Origin of the sequence: Streptomyces sp. 142MFCol3.1, from assembly GCF_000424945.1 — a bacterium.
GTDB classification, from domain to species: domain Bacteria; phylum Actinomycetota; class Actinomycetes; order Streptomycetales; family Streptomycetaceae; genus Streptomyces; species Streptomyces siamensis.
Genome location: NZ_AUKV01000045.1, coordinates 33,878 through 49,067, shown reverse-complemented (window position 1 = coordinate 49,067; position 15,190 = coordinate 33,878). Strand labels below are relative to the sequence as shown.

Sequence of the window (15,190 nt, the reverse complement as noted above, 5' to 3'; positions counted from 1 at the left end):
AGCGCCGATCCCCGTGATCTCGTACATCCTCCGTCGGACGGCAGCGGCAGCGATCCTGCTCCTGGTCGTCTCCGCGGTCACCTTCGCCATCTTCTTCCTGCTGCCAAGACTGGCCGGCCAGACCGCCGACCAGCTCGCGCAGCAGTACATCGGGAAGAGCCCGACGAAGGCCGACATCATCGCGGTCAAGCACAACCTCGGTCTGGACCAGCCCGTCTACGTCCAGTACTGGCACTTCATCAAGGGGATCGTCAGCGGCGCCACCTATGACCTGGGTCCCACCACGGCGCACTGCGACGCGCCGTGCTTCGGGTACTCCTTCAAGACCCACCAGGCTGTCTGGCCGGACCTCACCTCGCGTCTGCCGGTGACCCTCTCGCTCGCCGCGGGTGCCGCGGTGCTGTGGCTGCTGTCCGGTGTGGCCGCGGGTGTGATCTCCGCCCTCAAGCCGCGTTCGATCTTCGACCGCACCTTCATGGGTATCGCGCTCGCTGGTGTCTCGCTGCCCATGTTCTTCACGGGCAACCTGGCGCTGCTGCTCTTCACCGTCAACTGGCCGATCTTCGGGCGTACCTACGTCCCGTTGACCGAGAACCCCGCGCAGTGGGCCAACACCCTCTTCCCCGCGTGGTGTTCTCTCGCTCTCCTGTACTCCGCCATCTACGCGCGGCTCACCCGCTCGGGCATGCTGGAGACGATGAACGAGGACTTCATCCGCACGGCCCGCGCCAAGGGCCTGCAGGAGCGCAACGTGGTGGTCCGGCACGGACTGCGCGCCGCGCTCACCCCGATCATCACCGTCTTCGGCATGGACCTCGGTCTGCTGCTCGGCGGTGCCGTGATCACCGAATCGGTGTTCTCGCTGCACGGCATCGGCCAGTACGCGGTGCAGGGCATCACCGACAACGACCTGCCGAAGATCCTCGGCGTGACTCTTCTCGCCGCGTTCTTCGTCGTCGTGGCAAATCTTCTGGTGGACCTGCTGTACGCCGCCGCCGACCCGCGGGTGAGGCTCTCGTGACCGAACTTTCCAAGACCGGCGCCGCTGTCGGCGAGCCCGTCTCCTCGCCCTCGGACGCTCCCGAGGCGTTCCTCGAAGTGCGCGACCTCAAGGTGCACTTCCCGACCGACGACGGTCTCGTCAAGTCCGTCGACGGACTGTCCTTCTCGGTGGAGAAGGGCAAGACCCTCTCCATCGTGGGTGAGTCGGGCTCCGGCAAGTCCGTCACCTCGCTGGCGATCATGGGTCTGCACCGGCTCGGCGCGCGCGGCAAGAACGTCCAGATGTCCGGTGAGATCTGGCTGGACGGCAAGGAACTGGTGAACGCCGACCCGGACGAGGTGCGCAAGCTCCGCGGCCGCGAGATGGCGATGATCTTCCAGGACCCGCTGTCGGCGATGCACCCGTACTACACGGTCGGCAACCAGATCGTGGAGGCGTACCGCGTCCACCACAAGGTGGACAAGAAGACCGCCCGCAAGCGGGCGATCGAGATGCTCGACCGCGTCGGCATCCCCGAGCCGGCCAAGCGTGCCGACAGCTACCCGCACGAGTTCTCCGGCGGTATGCGCCAGCGCGCGATGATCGCCATGGCGCTCGTCAACAACCCCGAGCTGCTCATCGCGGACGAGCCGACGACCGCCCTCGACGTCACCGTCCAGGCGCAGATCCTCGACCTCATCCGTGATCTGCAGAAGGAGTTCGGCTCCGCGGTCGTCATCATCACGCACGACCTGGGCGTGGTGGCCGAGATCGCCGACGACGTGCTGGTGATGTACGGCGGCCGGTGCGTGGAGCGTGGCTCCGTCGACCGCATCTTCGAGCAGCCGCAGCACCCCTACACCTGGGGTCTGCTCGGCTCGATGCCGCGCATCGACCGTGAGACGTCCGACCGGCTCATCCCGGTCAAGGGCCAGCCGCCGAGCCTCATCAACGTCCCGTCGGGCTGTGCCTTCCACCCGCGTTGCCCGTACGCGGACCTGCCCAAGGGCGATGTCACCCGTACCGTGCGCCCCGAACTGCAGCTGATCGGCAGCGGCCACTACACCGCCTGCCACCTCTCGCAGGAGGACCGTACGCGGATCTGGAACGAAGAGATTGCGCCGAAGCTGTGAGTGAGACGAAGAAGACGGACGCCGCGGGCGCGGCGATCCCGCAGCAGGCAGCGGCCCCCGACGACCGCGCGGCCTCCGCCGATTCCTCGGAGAACCGCGAGGTCCTCCTCCGGGTCCAGGGGCTGCAGAAGCACTTCCCCATCCGGAAGGGCGTCCTGCAGCGCCAGGTCGGCGCGGTCAAGGCCGTCGACGGCATCGACTTCGAGGTCCGCAAGGGCGAGACGCTCGGCGTCGTCGGTGAGTCCGGCTGCGGCAAGTCGACCATGGGACGGGTCATCACCCGGCTCCAGGACCCGACCGGCGGCACCATCGAGTTCGAGGGCCAGGACATCACCACGCTGGGCGCCTCGAAGATGCGCCCGCTGCGCCGTGACATCCAGATGATCTTCCAGGACCCGTACGGATCGCTGAACCCCCGGCACACCATCGGTTCGATCGTCTCGGCGCCGTTCCGGCTCCAGGGCGTGGAGCCCGAGGGCGGTGTGAAGAAGGAGGTCCAGCGGCTCCTGGAGCTGGTGGGTCTGAGCCCCGAGCACTACAACCGATACCCGCACGAGTTCTCCGGCGGTCAGCGCCAGCGCATCGGTATCGCCCGCGCGCTCGCTCTCAAGCCGAAGCTGGTCGTGGCGGACGAGCCGGTCTCGGCCCTCGACGTGTCGATCCAGGCGCAGGTCGTGAACCTGATGGACGACCTTCAGGAAGAGCTCGGCCTGACGTACGTGATCATCGCGCACGACCTGTCCGTCGTCCGCCATGTCTCGGACCGCATCGCGGTGATGTACCTCGGCAAGATCGTCGAGCTCGCCGACCGCACCTCGCTGTACGAGGCGCCGATGCACCCGTACACCAAGGCCCTGATGTCGGCCGTGCCGGTGCCGGACCCCAAGCGCCGGGGGGCCAAGAGCGAGCGGATCCTGCTCCGCGGCGACGTGCCCTCGCCGATCGCCCCGCCGAGCGGCTGCCGCTTCCACACCCGGTGCTGGAAGGCCACGGAGGTCTGCAAGACGACCGAGCCGCCGCTCCTGGAGCTGAGGCCCGGTCAGCGGGTCGCCTGCCACCACCCGGAGAACGCCGAGGACCAGGCGCCGCAGGACACGGTGCTGCTGTCGGTGGCGAAGGAGGCGGTGGAGCTGGTGGTTCCGGCCGCCTCCGAGACGCCGGCCGAGAGCGGCGAGGGTTCTGCCGAGGCGACGGTCGAGGCCGCCGCGGAGGAGACTGCCGCCGTCGCGGAGACCGCCGCCGCGGAGAAGGCTCCCGCCGAGGCTGAGGCTTCCGCCGATGCCGATGCCGATGCCGACGCCGAGTCCGCGGAAGCGGAGGCTTCTGCCGAGGCGGAGACGGTGGCTGAGGCTGCCGGCGACGAGGCCGCGGAGGCTCCCGCCGACGCCGCCGACTCCGAGGCCGAGTCCGAGGCCGGGGACGAGTCCGAAGCCGAGGCCGCGTCCGACTCGGAGGAGGCTCCGGCCGAGTCCTCCGACGCCGGGTCGGAGGCCGACGCCGAGGTGAAGCCCGAGGCCGCGGAATCCGATCGTCAGGAGTCAACCGGCAAGTAGGCCGTGACGACTTGGCAAAGTCATGAACATGCCTGAACGGGAGAGTGCAGAGTCTCGCGTGTCCGACAGTTCGGAACACGTTCGAAAGGGACGCTCATGGCACTCTCCCGTTCGGCACGTTTAGGGGCCCTCGCCACCGCGGCGGCCTCCTTCCTCGTCATCGCCGCCTCCTCCGCCCCGACCCCGGGCGCCGACGGCATCGGTGACCCCTACTTCCCGCAACTGGGCAACGGCGGCTTCGACGCCCGCCACTACGAACTCGACGTGGCCTACAACCCGGACACCGACCGCCTCGACGGCCGGACGACCCTCACCGCCCGGGCCACCCGGAGCCTGTCCGCCTTCGACCTGGACCTGCAGAAGCTGGAGGTCACTCGGATCGAGGTGAACGGCAGACGCGCCGACTTCACGCGCTCGGGCGACGAGATCCACATCACCCCGCGCGGCACTCTGCCCAAAGGCAAGACCTTCACGGTGACCGTCACCTACGGAGGGGTCCCCGAAGCCCTCAGCGGCCCCATCGTCTTCGGCTCCGACTACGGGTGGATGAAGACCACCGACGGTGTGTTCGTCGCCTGTGAGCCCAATGCCGCCTCCACCTGGTTCCCGTCCAGCGACCATCCGTCCGACAAGGCGACGTACGACATCAGGATCAAGGCCCCGAAGGGCCTGACCGGTGTCTCCAACGGCCGCCTCGTATCGACGTACGACAAGGGCGGCCAGACCGTCGCGCACTGGCGCGAGAGCAGGCCCATGGCCACCTATCTCGCGACCGCGACCGTCGGCAGGTTCGACGTGAAGACCGGGAAGACCCCGGCCGGGACACCCATCTACGTCGCCATCGACCCGGTCCTGGCCGACAGCAACAGCGTCGACGTGTACGGCGTCACGGCCGAGGCCACCGACTACTGGTCGCAGGTCTTCGGCCCCTACCCCTTCGAGGAGACCGGCGCCGTCGTCGACGACATGCCGCAGGCCGGGTTCTCCCTGGAGGTCCAGTCCAAGCCCGCGTACTCCGCCGTGCGTTCCGAGTCGACCATCGTCCACGAGCTGGCGCACCAGTGGTTCGGCGACTCGGTCTCGGTGGAGCGCTGGAAGGACATCTGGCTCAACGAGGGCTTCGCCACATACGCCCAGTGGCTGTGGTCCGAGCACAAGGGCATCCGCTCGGCGCACGACTCGTTCCTCGCCGGGTACAACGCGCGGCCGGCCGACTCCTCCTTCTGGCAGATCACGGTCGCCGACCCGCAGCGCGACACGATGTTCGCCTCGGCGGTCTACCAGCGTGGCGCGATGACGCTCCAGATGCTGCGCGAGCGCATCGGCGACCAGGCGTTCTTCAGGCTGTTGCCCGCCTGGACGAAGCTGCACCGCTACGGCAACGCGAACACGGCCGACTTCGTCCGGCTGGCCGAGAAGATCTCGGGACAGCGGCTCGACGATCTCTTCCAGACGTGGATCTACACGACGGGCAAGCCGGTGATGTAGGCCGTATCACCTGTCGCTGGCCTTGCTTTGTAAGGTTCAGGCCCGTCGGCAGGTGAGAATGTTCGGGTGCTCCAAGAACTGTTCAGCCCTTCCGTCCAGCATGTGCTCGACCTCGTGGGGATCTTCGTCTTCGCGATCTCCGGTGCGCTGCTGGCCGTCCGCAAGAACTTCGACGTCTTCGGCATCGCCGTGCTCGCCGAGGTCACCGCGCTGGGCGGAGGGCTGTTCCGGGACCTGATGATCGGCGCCGTGCCGCCGGCCGCGTTCACCGACCTCGGCTACTTCAGCACCCCGCTGCTCGCCGCCCTGCTGGTCTTCTTCCTCCACCCCCATGTCGAGCGGATCCAGGTCGGCGTCAACGTCTTCGACGCGGCCGGTCTCGGCCTGTTCTGCGTCGCGGGCACCACCAAGGCGTACGAGTACGGGCTCGGTCTTCCGCAGTCCGCCGCGCTCGGCCTGGCCACCGCGGTCGGCGGCGGTGTGCTGCGCGACGTGCTCGCCAACGAGGTGCCCTCGCTGCTGCGCTGGGACCGCGACCTGTACGCGGTGCCCGCGATGGTCGGCGCCACGATGGTCGTGCTGTGCATCTACTACGACGTGCTGACCCCGTTCACCAGCGGCCTGGCGGTCGTCACGGCCTTCGTCCTGAGGCTGCTGGCGATGCGGTACCACTGGCGGGCGCCGCGCGCGTGGAACCGTCGCTCGACGGTGACTGAGGAGGAGACCCCGTAGGACGGGGTCCTGCGGCCGGTGCGGCACGGGGTTCGGTGTCCACGGCGCCGCGTGGGCGGTCGGAGGCCGCCGGAGGTGACGATGTCACACGGGCGCAACATAGAAAGCTACCGCTTAGTAATTACCTGTTGTACTGTTCACGCATGGCAGAAGCAGCTTCGGTACAGGCCGTACGGGCCACGATCGGCGACAGCGAGTTCGACCGCGACACCGCGGTCACCCTGCGCGAACCCGGCGTCTACGACATCGACCTCTCCGCCGGATGGACGATCATCAACGCCGTCAACGGCGGCTACCTGCTCGCCGTCCTGGGGCGCGCGCTCGCGGCCGCCCTGCCGCACGCCGACCCGTTCACCATCTCCGCGCACTACCTGACCGCGTCCCAGCCGGGACCGGCGGTGGTCCGCACGGACGTCGTCCGCACCGGCCGGACCCTGTCGACCGGCCAGGCCTCCCTCTTCCAGTACGACGACGAGGGCCGCGAGGTGGAGCGCATCCGCGTGCTCGCCTCGTACGGCGACCTCGACGCCCTGCCCGACGACGTCCGTACGACCGCGCGGCCGCCCGCGATCCCGCCGATGGACCAGTGCTTCGGCCCGCAGGACGCCCCGGCACCGGTCCCCGGCAGCTCCGCGATCACCGACCGGCTGTTCCTCAAGCTCGATCCCTCGACCCTGGGCTGGGCGCTCGGCGCGCCGTCCGGGAAGGGCGAGATGCGTGCCTGGTTCGGCCTCGCCGACGGCCGCGACGCGGACCCGCTCTCGCTGCTCCTCGCGGTCGACGCGCTGCCGCCGACGGCCTTCGAGATCGGCCTCTCCGGCTGGGTGCCGACGGTCGAGCTGACCGTGCACGTGCGCTCCCGCCCCGCGCCCGGCCCGCTGCGCGTCTCGATCACCACCCGCAACCTGGCCGGCGGCTTCCTGGAGGAGGACGCGGAGGTCTGGGACAGCGAGGACCGGCTGGTCGCGCAGTCCCGGCAGCTCGCGCGGGTCAGGCTCGGCTGAGCGGCGTCCGCCCCAGCCAGGCCGCCAGCCGTTCGTAGGCGTCGGCCCCCTCGGGGGCCGGCACCGCCGAGTCGAAGGGCAGTTCCGGGTCCTCCCGCTGTGCGTCGGGCAGCACGTGCCGGGCGACCGCGAGCGCGAACTCGGCGAGCTCCGGGTCGAGTGCGAGCGGCCGGCCGAGCGCGTCGGAGAGGTCCCAGGTGTGGGTGACCGCCTCCATGACGTAGCCGGACAGCGCCTGGCGTCCGGAAGCCTCCCCCCATGGCACCCGGACGAGGGCGTCCAGTCGCGTGTCGTCCGCCCACGCCTTGTCGACCTCGGTCCTGGCCCCGTCGTACGCGGTGCTCCACCCGTCGTCCGGCACCCCGTCGGCGAACGGCCGCACGGCCAGTCCGTCGCCGCCTGCCCCGATCACCGCGATACGGCGGGTGCCGCCGACGATGTGCGACAGCAGCGTGCGCACGTCGAACTCCGCGCACGGGGTGGGGCCGGCGAGCCGCTCCGGCCGCACCGTCCCGACCAGGGCGGCGATCTGCTCGGCGGTGCGGGCGTACAGGGGGCGGGGATCGACGTTCATCGCTGACCTCTTCCGTGTCTCGGTGTGCTCCCAGCCTCGCCGCATAACCTGACAGTTCCCGTCAACATTTGCGAAGGACTTCCGGCGGGCGCGATCCTGGGGCCCGTGAAGTCCGACCGCCTGCTCTCGATCCTCCTGCTGCTGCAGACCCGCGGCCGCGTCCCGGCGCACGAGCTAGCCGGCCGGCTGGAGGTGTCGGTCCGCACCATCTATCGCGATGTCGAGGCGCTGTCGGCCTCCGGCGTCCCGGTCTACGCCGAACGCGGCCGGCACGGCGGCATCGAACTGCTCGCCGGATTCCGTACGGACGTCACGGGCCTGACCGCCGACGAGTCGCGCGCGTTGTTCATCCTCGCGGCGCAGGGCGCGCACGCCGCGCTCGGCCTGGACGCGGCGCTCGGCTCCGCGCTGCGCAAGGTGATGGCCGCGCTGCCCGCGCCGCACCGGCCCGCCGCCGAGGTGACGAGCCGGCGCGTCCTGGTCGACGCGACCCGTTGGAAGGGCGGACCGCAACCGGCCGTGGACCTGGGCGTGTTGCAGGACGCCGTCTTCTCCGACCGGCGACTGCGGCTGCGGTACCGGCACAGCGGCGACCCCGAGGCGCACACGTACACCGTCGACCCGTACGGACTCGTGTCCAAGGCCGGTGTCTGGTACCTGGTCGCCGACCGGCGCGCGAAGCCGCGGTTGTTCCGTGCCGACCGGGTGCGCGCGGCGACCGTACTGGCCGACCTGGTGCGCCGTCGGCCGGGGGTCGAACTCGCCGACGCCTGGGAGGTGTTGCGCCGCCAGGTGGAGGAGCGACCGGGCGGTGTCGACGTCACGGTCCGGGTGCGGCGCTCCCGCCTCGATCTGTTCCTGCGCCTGAACGCGGCCACGCTCGTGGAGCTGCCCGAGGAGGACGGGACGAGCGACTGGGTGGTGGCCCGGCTGTCCTGCGGTGCGGTCCGCGAGGCCCGCACCCTGCTGGCCTTCGGGGACGCGGTGGAGGTCCTCTCGCCGCCCGAGGTCCGTGCGGAGCTCGCCGCGACGGCCGCCGCCGTCTGCGCGGTGTACGAGGGGGATTGAGTTCGGCACGCGGGCCGTCCGGTGGCGGACAGGGCGGCTGCGGAGGCCCCGCGGGCGGTCAGGGACAGCGGGCGCAGGGCTGACCTGGGCCGGCGCGACCTGGGTGGCCCGCTCCGAGGGGGTGTGACCCAGGGCGCGTACACGGCCGTCGTACGGGAGGGGCGGCGCCCTCGGTGAACGGGGGCGCCGCCCCCGTGCGTCGCCCCGGACCGCGGTGGCGTCCCGCGTCGCCCCATCCAGTGGTGGCGTCCCGCGTCACCCCAGCCAGTGATGGCGGCCGATGCTGATCAGCCGCATCTGCCGGCTCGCCGTGCGGGCCACGCGCTCCCGCTCCGCCTCGGGCGCCTCCAGAGCCTCCAGGAAGGCCGACGCCGCCATCAGCATGTGGTCGACGTACAGGCCCGCGAGCATCAGCAGGTCCTCGTCGTTCCACCCCCTCGACTCGGGGTGTTCGGCCAGGGCGACCTTCACCTCGTCGGCAAACCGGGCCAGTTGCTCCCGGATCGCCTCCCGCACCGGCTGGACGCCGCCGTGCCGCTCCCGCGCGATGAAGCGGACGTGCGCCGGATACCGCTCGACATGACGGGCGATCAGATCGACGGCCCGCGTGATGCGTTCGTCGCTGTCGCCGGCCGCGGAGACGGTGTCCTCGATCATCGGGTGCAGACTGCCCAGCGCCTCCTCGACGAGCGCCACCCCGAGGTCCGCCGTCGAGCGGAAGTGCCGGTAGAAGGCGGTCGGGGCGACGCCGACCGCGCGGGTGACCTCCCGCAGGCCCAGGCTGCTCAGACTCTGCTCCTCCAGGAGACCCAACGCCGCGTCGAGGAGCGCCTGTCGGGTCTTCTGCTTCTGGGCCTGGCGGATGCCGAGAGTGTGACTCATGCCATGCAGTTAACAACTGTTCTCCGTAATTGGAAAGCCGGGAGACGCGCTAGACTCAAGAGTCAGTGAACAACTGTTACTACAACCGTTCACTGAGTCGTCAAGTCCCGGAAACATTCGGGCCTCACCGTCGAGGTCCGGTGTGCCGGGACGGGACTTCGAGACTTCCACGAGAGGCATCTCATGTTGTTCCTCGTCGCCGCCCTCCTGCTGCTGGGTGTCGTCATGGGTTCCGTGGCCCACGCGCCGCTGCCCGTCACCCTCGTCGCCGCCGCCGTCATCGGCATCTGGCTGGCCGTCTTCGCGGTCCGCGAGCGTCACGCCCGGCGCCGGCACACCTCCGCCAACTGACCGTCGGTGCCACACCACCCGCACCGACAGGCCGTTGGTGACCACTTCGACCAACCGATCGTTGGGAGCTGAACCACCTCATGGAACTCACCGCTCAGGCCACCCGCAGGAGCGCCGCCCGGGACGCCGACGGCATGGCCGTCGCCTCCTTCATCCTCGGCCTCCTCGGCCTGCTGGTCCTCAACGTCTTCCTGGGCCCGATCGCCATCGCCCTGGCCTCCGTCGCCCTGTGGCGCGGCACGGCCCGCCGCGGACGTGCCTTCCTCGGCCTCGGTCTCGGCATCGCCGACCTGCTCGTCCTCGTGGCGTTCATGCAGTTCGACTCGACGGTGTCCTGGAACTTCTAGGCCTCGTCGACCCCCGGCTGCCGGCTCGCCCGGCGGCCACCCCGGTGGGGGCCGAGCCGCGTGCGGCGGGCCGTAGAATCGGGCCCACCATGGCTTACCTCGACCACGCCGCGACCACTCCGATGCTCCCCGAGGCGGTAGAGGCACTGACCGCCCAGCTGAGCGTCACGGGCAACGCCTCCTCCCTCCACGCCGCCGGCCGCCGCGCCAGGCGCACGGTCGAGGAAGCCCGCGAGACCCTGGCGGAAGCCCTCGGCGCCCGCCCCAGCGAGGTGGTCTTCACCTCCGGCGGCACCGAGGCCGACAACCTCGCCGTGAAGGGTCTGTACTGGGCCCGCAGAGACGCCGACCCGGCCCGCACCCGGGTCCTGGCGAGCCCCGTCGAGCATCACGCCGTCCTCGACGCCGTGCACTGGCTCGGCGAGCACGAGGGCGCCACCGTCGAGTACCTGCCCGTCGACTCCCACGGCCGCGTCCGCCCGCAGGCGCTGCGCGAGGCGATCGCCCGCAATCCCGAAGACGTCGCGCTGGCCACCGTCATGTGGGCGAACAACGAGATCGGCACCGTGATGCCGGTGCGTGAACTGGCCGACGTTGCGGCCGAGTTCGGCGTCCCCCTGCACGCCGACGCCGTCCAGGCCTTCGGCCAGGTCCCCGTCGACTTCGGGACCTCAGGGCTCGCCGCCATGACCGTCTCCGGCCACAAGATCGGTGGACCGTACGGCATCGGCGCGCTGCTCCTCGGCCGTGAGTACAGCCCCGTGCCGGTGCTGCACGGCGGCGGCCAGGAACGGCACGTCCGCTCCGGCACCCTCGACGTGCCCGCGATCGCGTCCTTCGCCGTCGCCGGACGGCTGGCCGCCGAGCAGCGCGAGTGGTTCGCCCGGGAGATCGGAGCCCTGCGCGACCAACTGGTCGAGGCCGTGCGCACAGCGGTGCCCGACGCGATCCTCGGCGGCGACCCGGCGGCCGGCGGACGCCTGCCGGCCAACGCGCACTTCACCTTCCCCGGCTGCGAGGGCGACTCGCTCCTGCTCCTGCTGGACGCGCAGGGCATCGAGTGCTCCACGGGCTCCGCCTGCACCGCGGGCGTCGCCCAGCCCAGCCATGTCCTCCTGGCAACCGGAGCCGACCCCGACCTCGCCCGGGGCACCCTGCGCTTCTCCCTCGGCCACACCTCCACCGAGGCGGACGTCGAGGCGGTGTCGAAGGCGATCGGTCCGGCGGTGGAACGCGCACGCACGGCGGGTCTCAGCTAGCCCGGCCGCGACCGGCCCTGGCCCCGGCGGCGACCCGCCCCGGCCGCGCGGACCGGCACGGGGTCAGGCCTTGGCCGTACGCGCCTGCCGTACGAGCCGTATGTACCGGTCCCAGTCCCAGTGCGGCCCGGGATCGGTGTGGTCCGTGCCCGGCACCTCCACGTGCCCGATGATGTGCTTCCGGTCGACGGGGATGTCATAGCGCCCGCATATCCCGGCCGTGAGCCGCGCGGAGGCGGCGTACATCGCGTCCGTGAACGAGGAGGCGCGCTCGACGAAGCCCTCGTGCTCGACGCCGACGCTCCGTTCGTTGTACTCCCGGTTGCCCGCGTGGAACGCCACATCCAGCTCGCGGATCATCTGGGTGATGTGCCCGTCCTTGCGGACGACATAGTGCGCCGCCGCGCCGTGCCCCGGGTCCTGGAAGACCTTCACCGCGCTGCGGAAGCTGCCCTGGGTGACATGGACGACCACCCGGTCTATCGCGTAGTCGGCGGGCCGGTCCGCGCGGCGCCAGTTCGCCGGGGACGCCGCCACCCACTGGGCGCCCCGGAAGTCCACCGCCCCCGCCACCCGCGGTTTGTCCACGCCGGGCAGCCGCCACCACAGGTGCCCGAGCTCCTCCCGGGCCAGCGCCGCCGTGCCCAAGGCGGCCGCCGCACCGCCGACGAGCAGCGCCCGGCGCCCGACCCGACGGTCCGCGTCCCCGGCCCCGCGGCCCCGTGGCTTCGCCTTTTTCTCCCCCATGCGATCTTCAACGCATATGCGGGGGCTCCGGTTCCCGCGGCCCCGTACCCTGGAGGGGTTATGACTGACACCTCGCAGCGCCCCCTCCGCGTACTCGCCGCCATGTCGGGCGGTGTGGACTCAGCCGTCGCCGCCGCCCGCGCGGCGGAAGCCGGCCACGACGTGACCGGCGTGCACCTCGCCCTGTCGGCGAACCCCCAGTCGTTCCGCACAGGCGCGCGTGGCTGTTGCACGATCGAGGACTCGCGCGACGCCCGCCGCGCGGCCGACGTCATCGGCATCCCCTTCTACGTGTGGGACCTCGCGGAGCGCTTCCGCGAGGACGTCGTCGAGGACTTCATCGCCGAGTACGAGGCCGGGCGCACCCCGAACCCCTGCCTGCGCTGCAACGAGAAGATCAAGTTCGCCGCCCTGCTCGACAAGGCGCTCGCCCTCGGCTTCGACGCGGTCTGCACGGGCCACTACGCCAAGGTGTTCGTGAACGAGGACGGCACGCGCGAGCTGCACCGCGCCTCCGACATGGCCAAGGACCAGTCGTACGTCCTCGGCGTCCTCGACGACCGCCAGCTCGCCCACGCGCTGTTCCCGCTCGGCGACACGGTCACCACGAAGGACGAGATCCGCGCGGAGGCCGAGCGCCGCGGCCTCGCCGTCGCCAAGAAGCCCGACTCGCACGACATCTGCTTCATCGCCGACGGCGACACCCAGGGCTTCCTGGCGGACCGGCTCGGCCGGGCCGAGGGCGACATCGTCGACGAGGCCGGCGCGAAGCTGGGCACCCACGAGGGCGCGTACGGCTTCACCATCGGCCAGCGCAAGGGACTGCGCATCGGCACCCCCGCCGCCGACGGCAAGCCGCGCTACGTGCTGGACATCTCGCCGGTGAACAACACGGTGACGGTCGGCCCGGCGGACTCCCTCGACGTGAGCGCCCTGTCGGCGATCAAGCCGCGCTGGTGCGGCGCCGCCCCGGCCGGCCCGGGCACGTACACGGCGCAGCTGCGCGCGCACGGAGGCGAGACCGAGGTGACGGCGGAACTCGTGGGTGGCGAACTGCGCGTCGCCTTCGCCGAGCCGGTCCGCGGTGTCGCCCCCGGCCAGGCGGTCGTCCTGTACGACGGCACGCGCGTGGTGGGGTCGGCGACGATCGCGACGACCACGCGCGCGACAGCCTCGGTCCAGGGGGCCGACGGGCGCGGCACCCCGGCCTGGACGGAGCGGCCCGGCCGGTAGCGGGCCCGCCGGCGCCTTGCTCGCCGGGAGCCGACAGCACCTGCCCGGCCGGGCCCGCGGAGCGCTGATCCCCGCGGCGGCGCCGCCTCAGCCGGCGTCGGCCGCGCCGCCGAAGAAGTCCGCCAGCACCGGGGCGAGGATCTGCGGGTCCACCATGTGGGTCTGGCCGTCCAGCACCCGGTACGTACCGTCCGGCGCCGCGTCCGCGACGGCGCGCGCCGCCTCGCGCATCCACTCGGGACTCGCGCCGCCCGCCACGGACAGCAGCGGGACGCCGATCGCGGCCAGCCGCTCCGTGGGCACCGGGCCGTCGCCCAGCGCGGCGTCGTCGTACGCCAGGGTGGGGGCGATGGCCTCCATGTCCGGCCACGCGGGGGAGAGGCGGGTGCCCGCGATCATCTCCGGGGGCATGCCGGTGAGCGACAGGAACAGCTCCACGGCGTCGCCGCGCCGGTCCTCGGCGAGCAGCCCGGTCAGCCGCTCGGTGTACGCGCGCCGCTCCGTACGGCCCTCGTCATGGACGGCGAACGGTGTCTCGTAGACGGCGACTTCGGTGAGGGGCAGCCCGCCCGCCGCCGCCTCCAGGGCGAGCGCGCCGCCCGAGGAGACGCCGAAGAGCGCCGCGCTGCCGCCGCACGCCTCGATCAGCGCCGCGATGTCCTCGACCTCGCGGGCGACCGCGAACGGCGCGGTGTCGCCGCTGGCGCCGCGCCCCCGGCGGTCGTAGACGACCGCTCCGAAGCGGTCCGACAGGGCCGCGGCGAGCGGCGCCAGCGTGGCGCCCGTGCACATGGCTCCGGCGACCAGGATGATCGCCGGGCCGTCACCGAGGCGTTCGTAGGCGATGGGGGTCCCGTCGCGCGAGACGGTCTTCTTGTCCATACCCGTAGAGACTGCCGGGCGGACCGGAACTCATCGGGTCACGACACCTCCACCTCGTAGAAGCAGAAGTGGTCCTTGATCTGTGCCACGTCGGGCTTCGGTTCGGGGTAGGACCAGACGAGGTCCGTCGCGTCCGGCAGCGACCAGTAGGACGCCGTGCCCTTGAACGGGCAGTGGGTGTGCGTGTCGGAGGGGGTCAGCAGGTCGAGGCGCACGTCCTCGGGCGGGATGTAGTACCGCGCGGGACAGCCCGTCTCGCGCAGTACGAGGGAGCGGTCGCTCTCCGCCAGGACCTGGTCCGCGCGCACCACGCGCACGTGCCGGTCACTCTGCTCGATGGTGATCGTGTGTCCTTCAGCCATACCGGTGGAAGCGCTCGCGGGGCCCGTGTTCTTCCCACGTACGGTGAACCCATGAACATCTGCGTCTTCCTCTCCGCCGCCGACCTCGACGACCGCTACACCCGCCCCGCCCGCGAGTTCGCCGAACTCCTTGGAAAGGACGGCCACACGCTGGTGTGGGGCGGCTCCGACGTCGGTCTCATGAAGGTCGTCGCCGACGGCGTGCAGGAGGCGGGCGGACGGCTGCTGGGCGTCTCGGTGGACTTCCTGGCCGCCAAGGCCCGGGTGGGCGCGGACGAGATGATCGTCGCCCGTGACCTCGCCGAGCGCAAGGCGCTGCTCCTGGAGAAGGCCGACGCGGTGGTGATCATGGTCGGCGGCACGGGGACCCTCGACGAGGCCACCGAGATCCTGGAGCTGAAGAAGCACGGCAGGACGGACAAGCCGGTGGTCCTGCTGAACACCGCGGGCTTCTACGACGGCCTCAAGCAGCAGTTCCGGCGCATGGAGGCCGAGGGCTTCCTGCCCCGCCCGCTGACCGAGCTGGTGTTCTTCGCGGAGGAGCCGGTCGGCGCGCTGGCGTACCTGGAGGAGAGCCGGGGCGTCCGGTGAGC

The 15,190-nt window shown here is 71.3% G+C and carries 17 protein-coding genes; 12 read left to right on the top strand and 5 right to left on the bottom strand.

The window, feature by feature from the left end; translation table 11 throughout:
• Positions 1 to 13: 13 nt before the first annotated feature.
• From H305_RS0139385 to H305_RS0139360, 6 genes are all read left to right on the top strand, one after another.
• Positions 14 to 1,021 (top strand): ABC transporter permease, encoded by a 1,008-nt coding sequence (locus H305_RS0139385; RefSeq protein WP_028805305.1) that lies wholly within the window; start codon positions 14 to 16, stop codon positions 1,019 to 1,021.
• Complete coding sequence (locus tag H305_RS0139380; RefSeq protein WP_028805304.1) at positions 1,018 to 2,115, top strand: ABC transporter ATP-binding protein; 1,098 nt, start codon at positions 1,018 to 1,020, stop codon at positions 2,113 to 2,115. The genes H305_RS0139385 and H305_RS0139380 overlap by 4 nt, the downstream gene beginning before the upstream one ends.
• Entirely contained in the window at positions 2,112 to 3,668 is a 1,557-nt protein-coding gene (locus H305_RS0139375) for an ABC transporter ATP-binding protein (RefSeq protein ID WP_028805303.1), read from the top strand. Before H305_RS0139380 ends, H305_RS0139375 begins: the two co-directional genes overlap by 4 nt.
• A 96-nt stretch (positions 3,669 to 3,764) precedes the next feature.
• Positions 3,765 to 5,156, top strand: coding sequence for a M1 family metallopeptidase (locus H305_RS0139370; protein ID WP_028805302.1), 1,392 nt, complete (start codon positions 3,765 to 3,767; stop codon positions 5,154 to 5,156).
• A gap of 66 nt (positions 5,157 to 5,222) precedes the next feature.
• Positions 5,223 to 5,888: a trimeric intracellular cation channel family protein gene (locus H305_RS0139365; protein ID WP_028805301.1), complete on the top strand. Its 666-nt coding sequence runs from the start codon at positions 5,223 to 5,225 to the stop codon at positions 5,886 to 5,888.
• Positions 5,889 to 6,031: 143 nt separating this feature from the next.
• Positions 6,032 to 6,892 (top strand): thioesterase family protein, encoded by an 861-nt coding sequence (locus H305_RS0139360; RefSeq protein WP_028805300.1) that lies wholly within the window; start codon positions 6,032 to 6,034, stop codon positions 6,890 to 6,892.
• Here the strand turns inward: H305_RS0139360 and H305_RS0139355 are convergent.
• Positions 6,879 to 7,466 carry a TIGR03086 family metal-binding protein gene (locus H305_RS0139355; RefSeq protein WP_028805299.1) on the bottom strand — a complete coding sequence of 196 codons (588 nt, stop codon included), beginning with the start codon at positions 7,464 to 7,466 and terminating at the stop codon, positions 6,879 to 6,881. The two genes, H305_RS0139360 and H305_RS0139355, sit on opposite strands and share 14 nt — an antisense overlap.
• A 105-nt stretch (positions 7,467 to 7,571) precedes the next feature.
• Here H305_RS0139355 and H305_RS0139350 point away from each other — a divergent pair, with 105 nt between their 5' ends.
• Positions 7,572 to 8,534 (top strand): helix-turn-helix transcriptional regulator, encoded by a 963-nt coding sequence (locus H305_RS0139350; RefSeq protein ID WP_028805298.1) that lies wholly within the window; start codon positions 7,572 to 7,574, stop codon positions 8,532 to 8,534.
• 255 nt (positions 8,535 to 8,789) lie between these two features.
• Here H305_RS0139350 and H305_RS0139345 read toward each other — a convergent pair whose 3' ends face one another.
• Positions 8,790 to 9,416, bottom strand: a complete 627-nt coding sequence (locus tag H305_RS0139345; protein WP_028805297.1) for a TetR family transcriptional regulator — start codon at positions 9,414 to 9,416, stop codon at positions 8,790 to 8,792.
• Positions 9,417 to 9,599: 183 nt separating this feature from the next.
• Between H305_RS0139345 and H305_RS54180 the strand changes: the two genes are divergently transcribed.
• From H305_RS54180 to H305_RS0139330, 3 genes are all read left to right on the top strand, one after another.
• Positions 9,600 to 9,767, top strand: coding sequence for a hypothetical protein (locus H305_RS54180; RefSeq protein WP_028805296.1), 168 nt, complete (start codon positions 9,600 to 9,602; stop codon positions 9,765 to 9,767).
• Positions 9,768 to 9,847: 80 nt separating this feature from the next.
• Positions 9,848 to 10,114, top strand: coding sequence for a hypothetical protein (locus H305_RS0139335; RefSeq protein WP_028805295.1), 267 nt, complete (start codon positions 9,848 to 9,850; stop codon positions 10,112 to 10,114).
• Positions 10,115 to 10,203: 89 nt separating this feature from the next.
• The gene (locus H305_RS0139330) at positions 10,204 to 11,373 is read left to right on the top strand and encodes a cysteine desulfurase family protein (RefSeq protein WP_028805294.1); all 1,170 of its coding nucleotides are present in this window, start codon (positions 10,204 to 10,206) and stop codon (positions 11,371 to 11,373) included.
• Between the two features lie 63 nt (positions 11,374 to 11,436).
• Here H305_RS0139330 and H305_RS0139325 read toward each other — a convergent pair whose 3' ends face one another.
• A complete protein-coding gene (locus H305_RS0139325; protein WP_028805293.1) occupies positions 11,437 to 12,120 on the bottom strand; it encodes an N-acetylmuramoyl-L-alanine amidase in 684 nt (227 codons plus the stop codon).
• 60 nt (positions 12,121 to 12,180) lie between these two features.
• Here H305_RS0139325 and mnmA point away from each other — a divergent pair, with 60 nt between their 5' ends.
• The gene (gene mnmA, locus H305_RS48370) at positions 12,181 to 13,353 is read left to right on the top strand and encodes a tRNA 2-thiouridine(34) synthase MnmA (RefSeq protein ID WP_051371473.1); all 1,173 of its coding nucleotides are present in this window, start codon (positions 12,181 to 12,183) and stop codon (positions 13,351 to 13,353) included.
• An 87-nt stretch (positions 13,354 to 13,440) separates the two neighbouring features.
• On the opposite strand, the gene H305_RS0139315 is transcribed toward mnmA, so the two are convergent.
• Positions 13,441 to 14,235, bottom strand: a complete 795-nt coding sequence (locus tag H305_RS0139315) for an alpha/beta fold hydrolase (RefSeq protein WP_028805292.1) — start codon at positions 14,233 to 14,235, stop codon at positions 13,441 to 13,443.
• A 38-nt stretch (positions 14,236 to 14,273) separates the two neighbouring features.
• On the bottom strand, positions 14,274 to 14,597 hold the full coding sequence (locus H305_RS0139310) for a DUF427 domain-containing protein (protein WP_028805291.1): 324 nt from the start codon (positions 14,595 to 14,597) through the stop codon (positions 14,274 to 14,276).
• A gap of 51 nt (positions 14,598 to 14,648) precedes the next feature.
• Between H305_RS0139310 and H305_RS0139305 the strand changes: the two genes are divergently transcribed.
• Positions 14,649 to 15,188, top strand: a complete 540-nt coding sequence (locus H305_RS0139305; protein WP_028805290.1) for a TIGR00730 family Rossman fold protein — start codon at positions 14,649 to 14,651, stop codon at positions 15,186 to 15,188.
• Positions 15,189 to 15,190 lie beyond the last annotated feature (2 nt).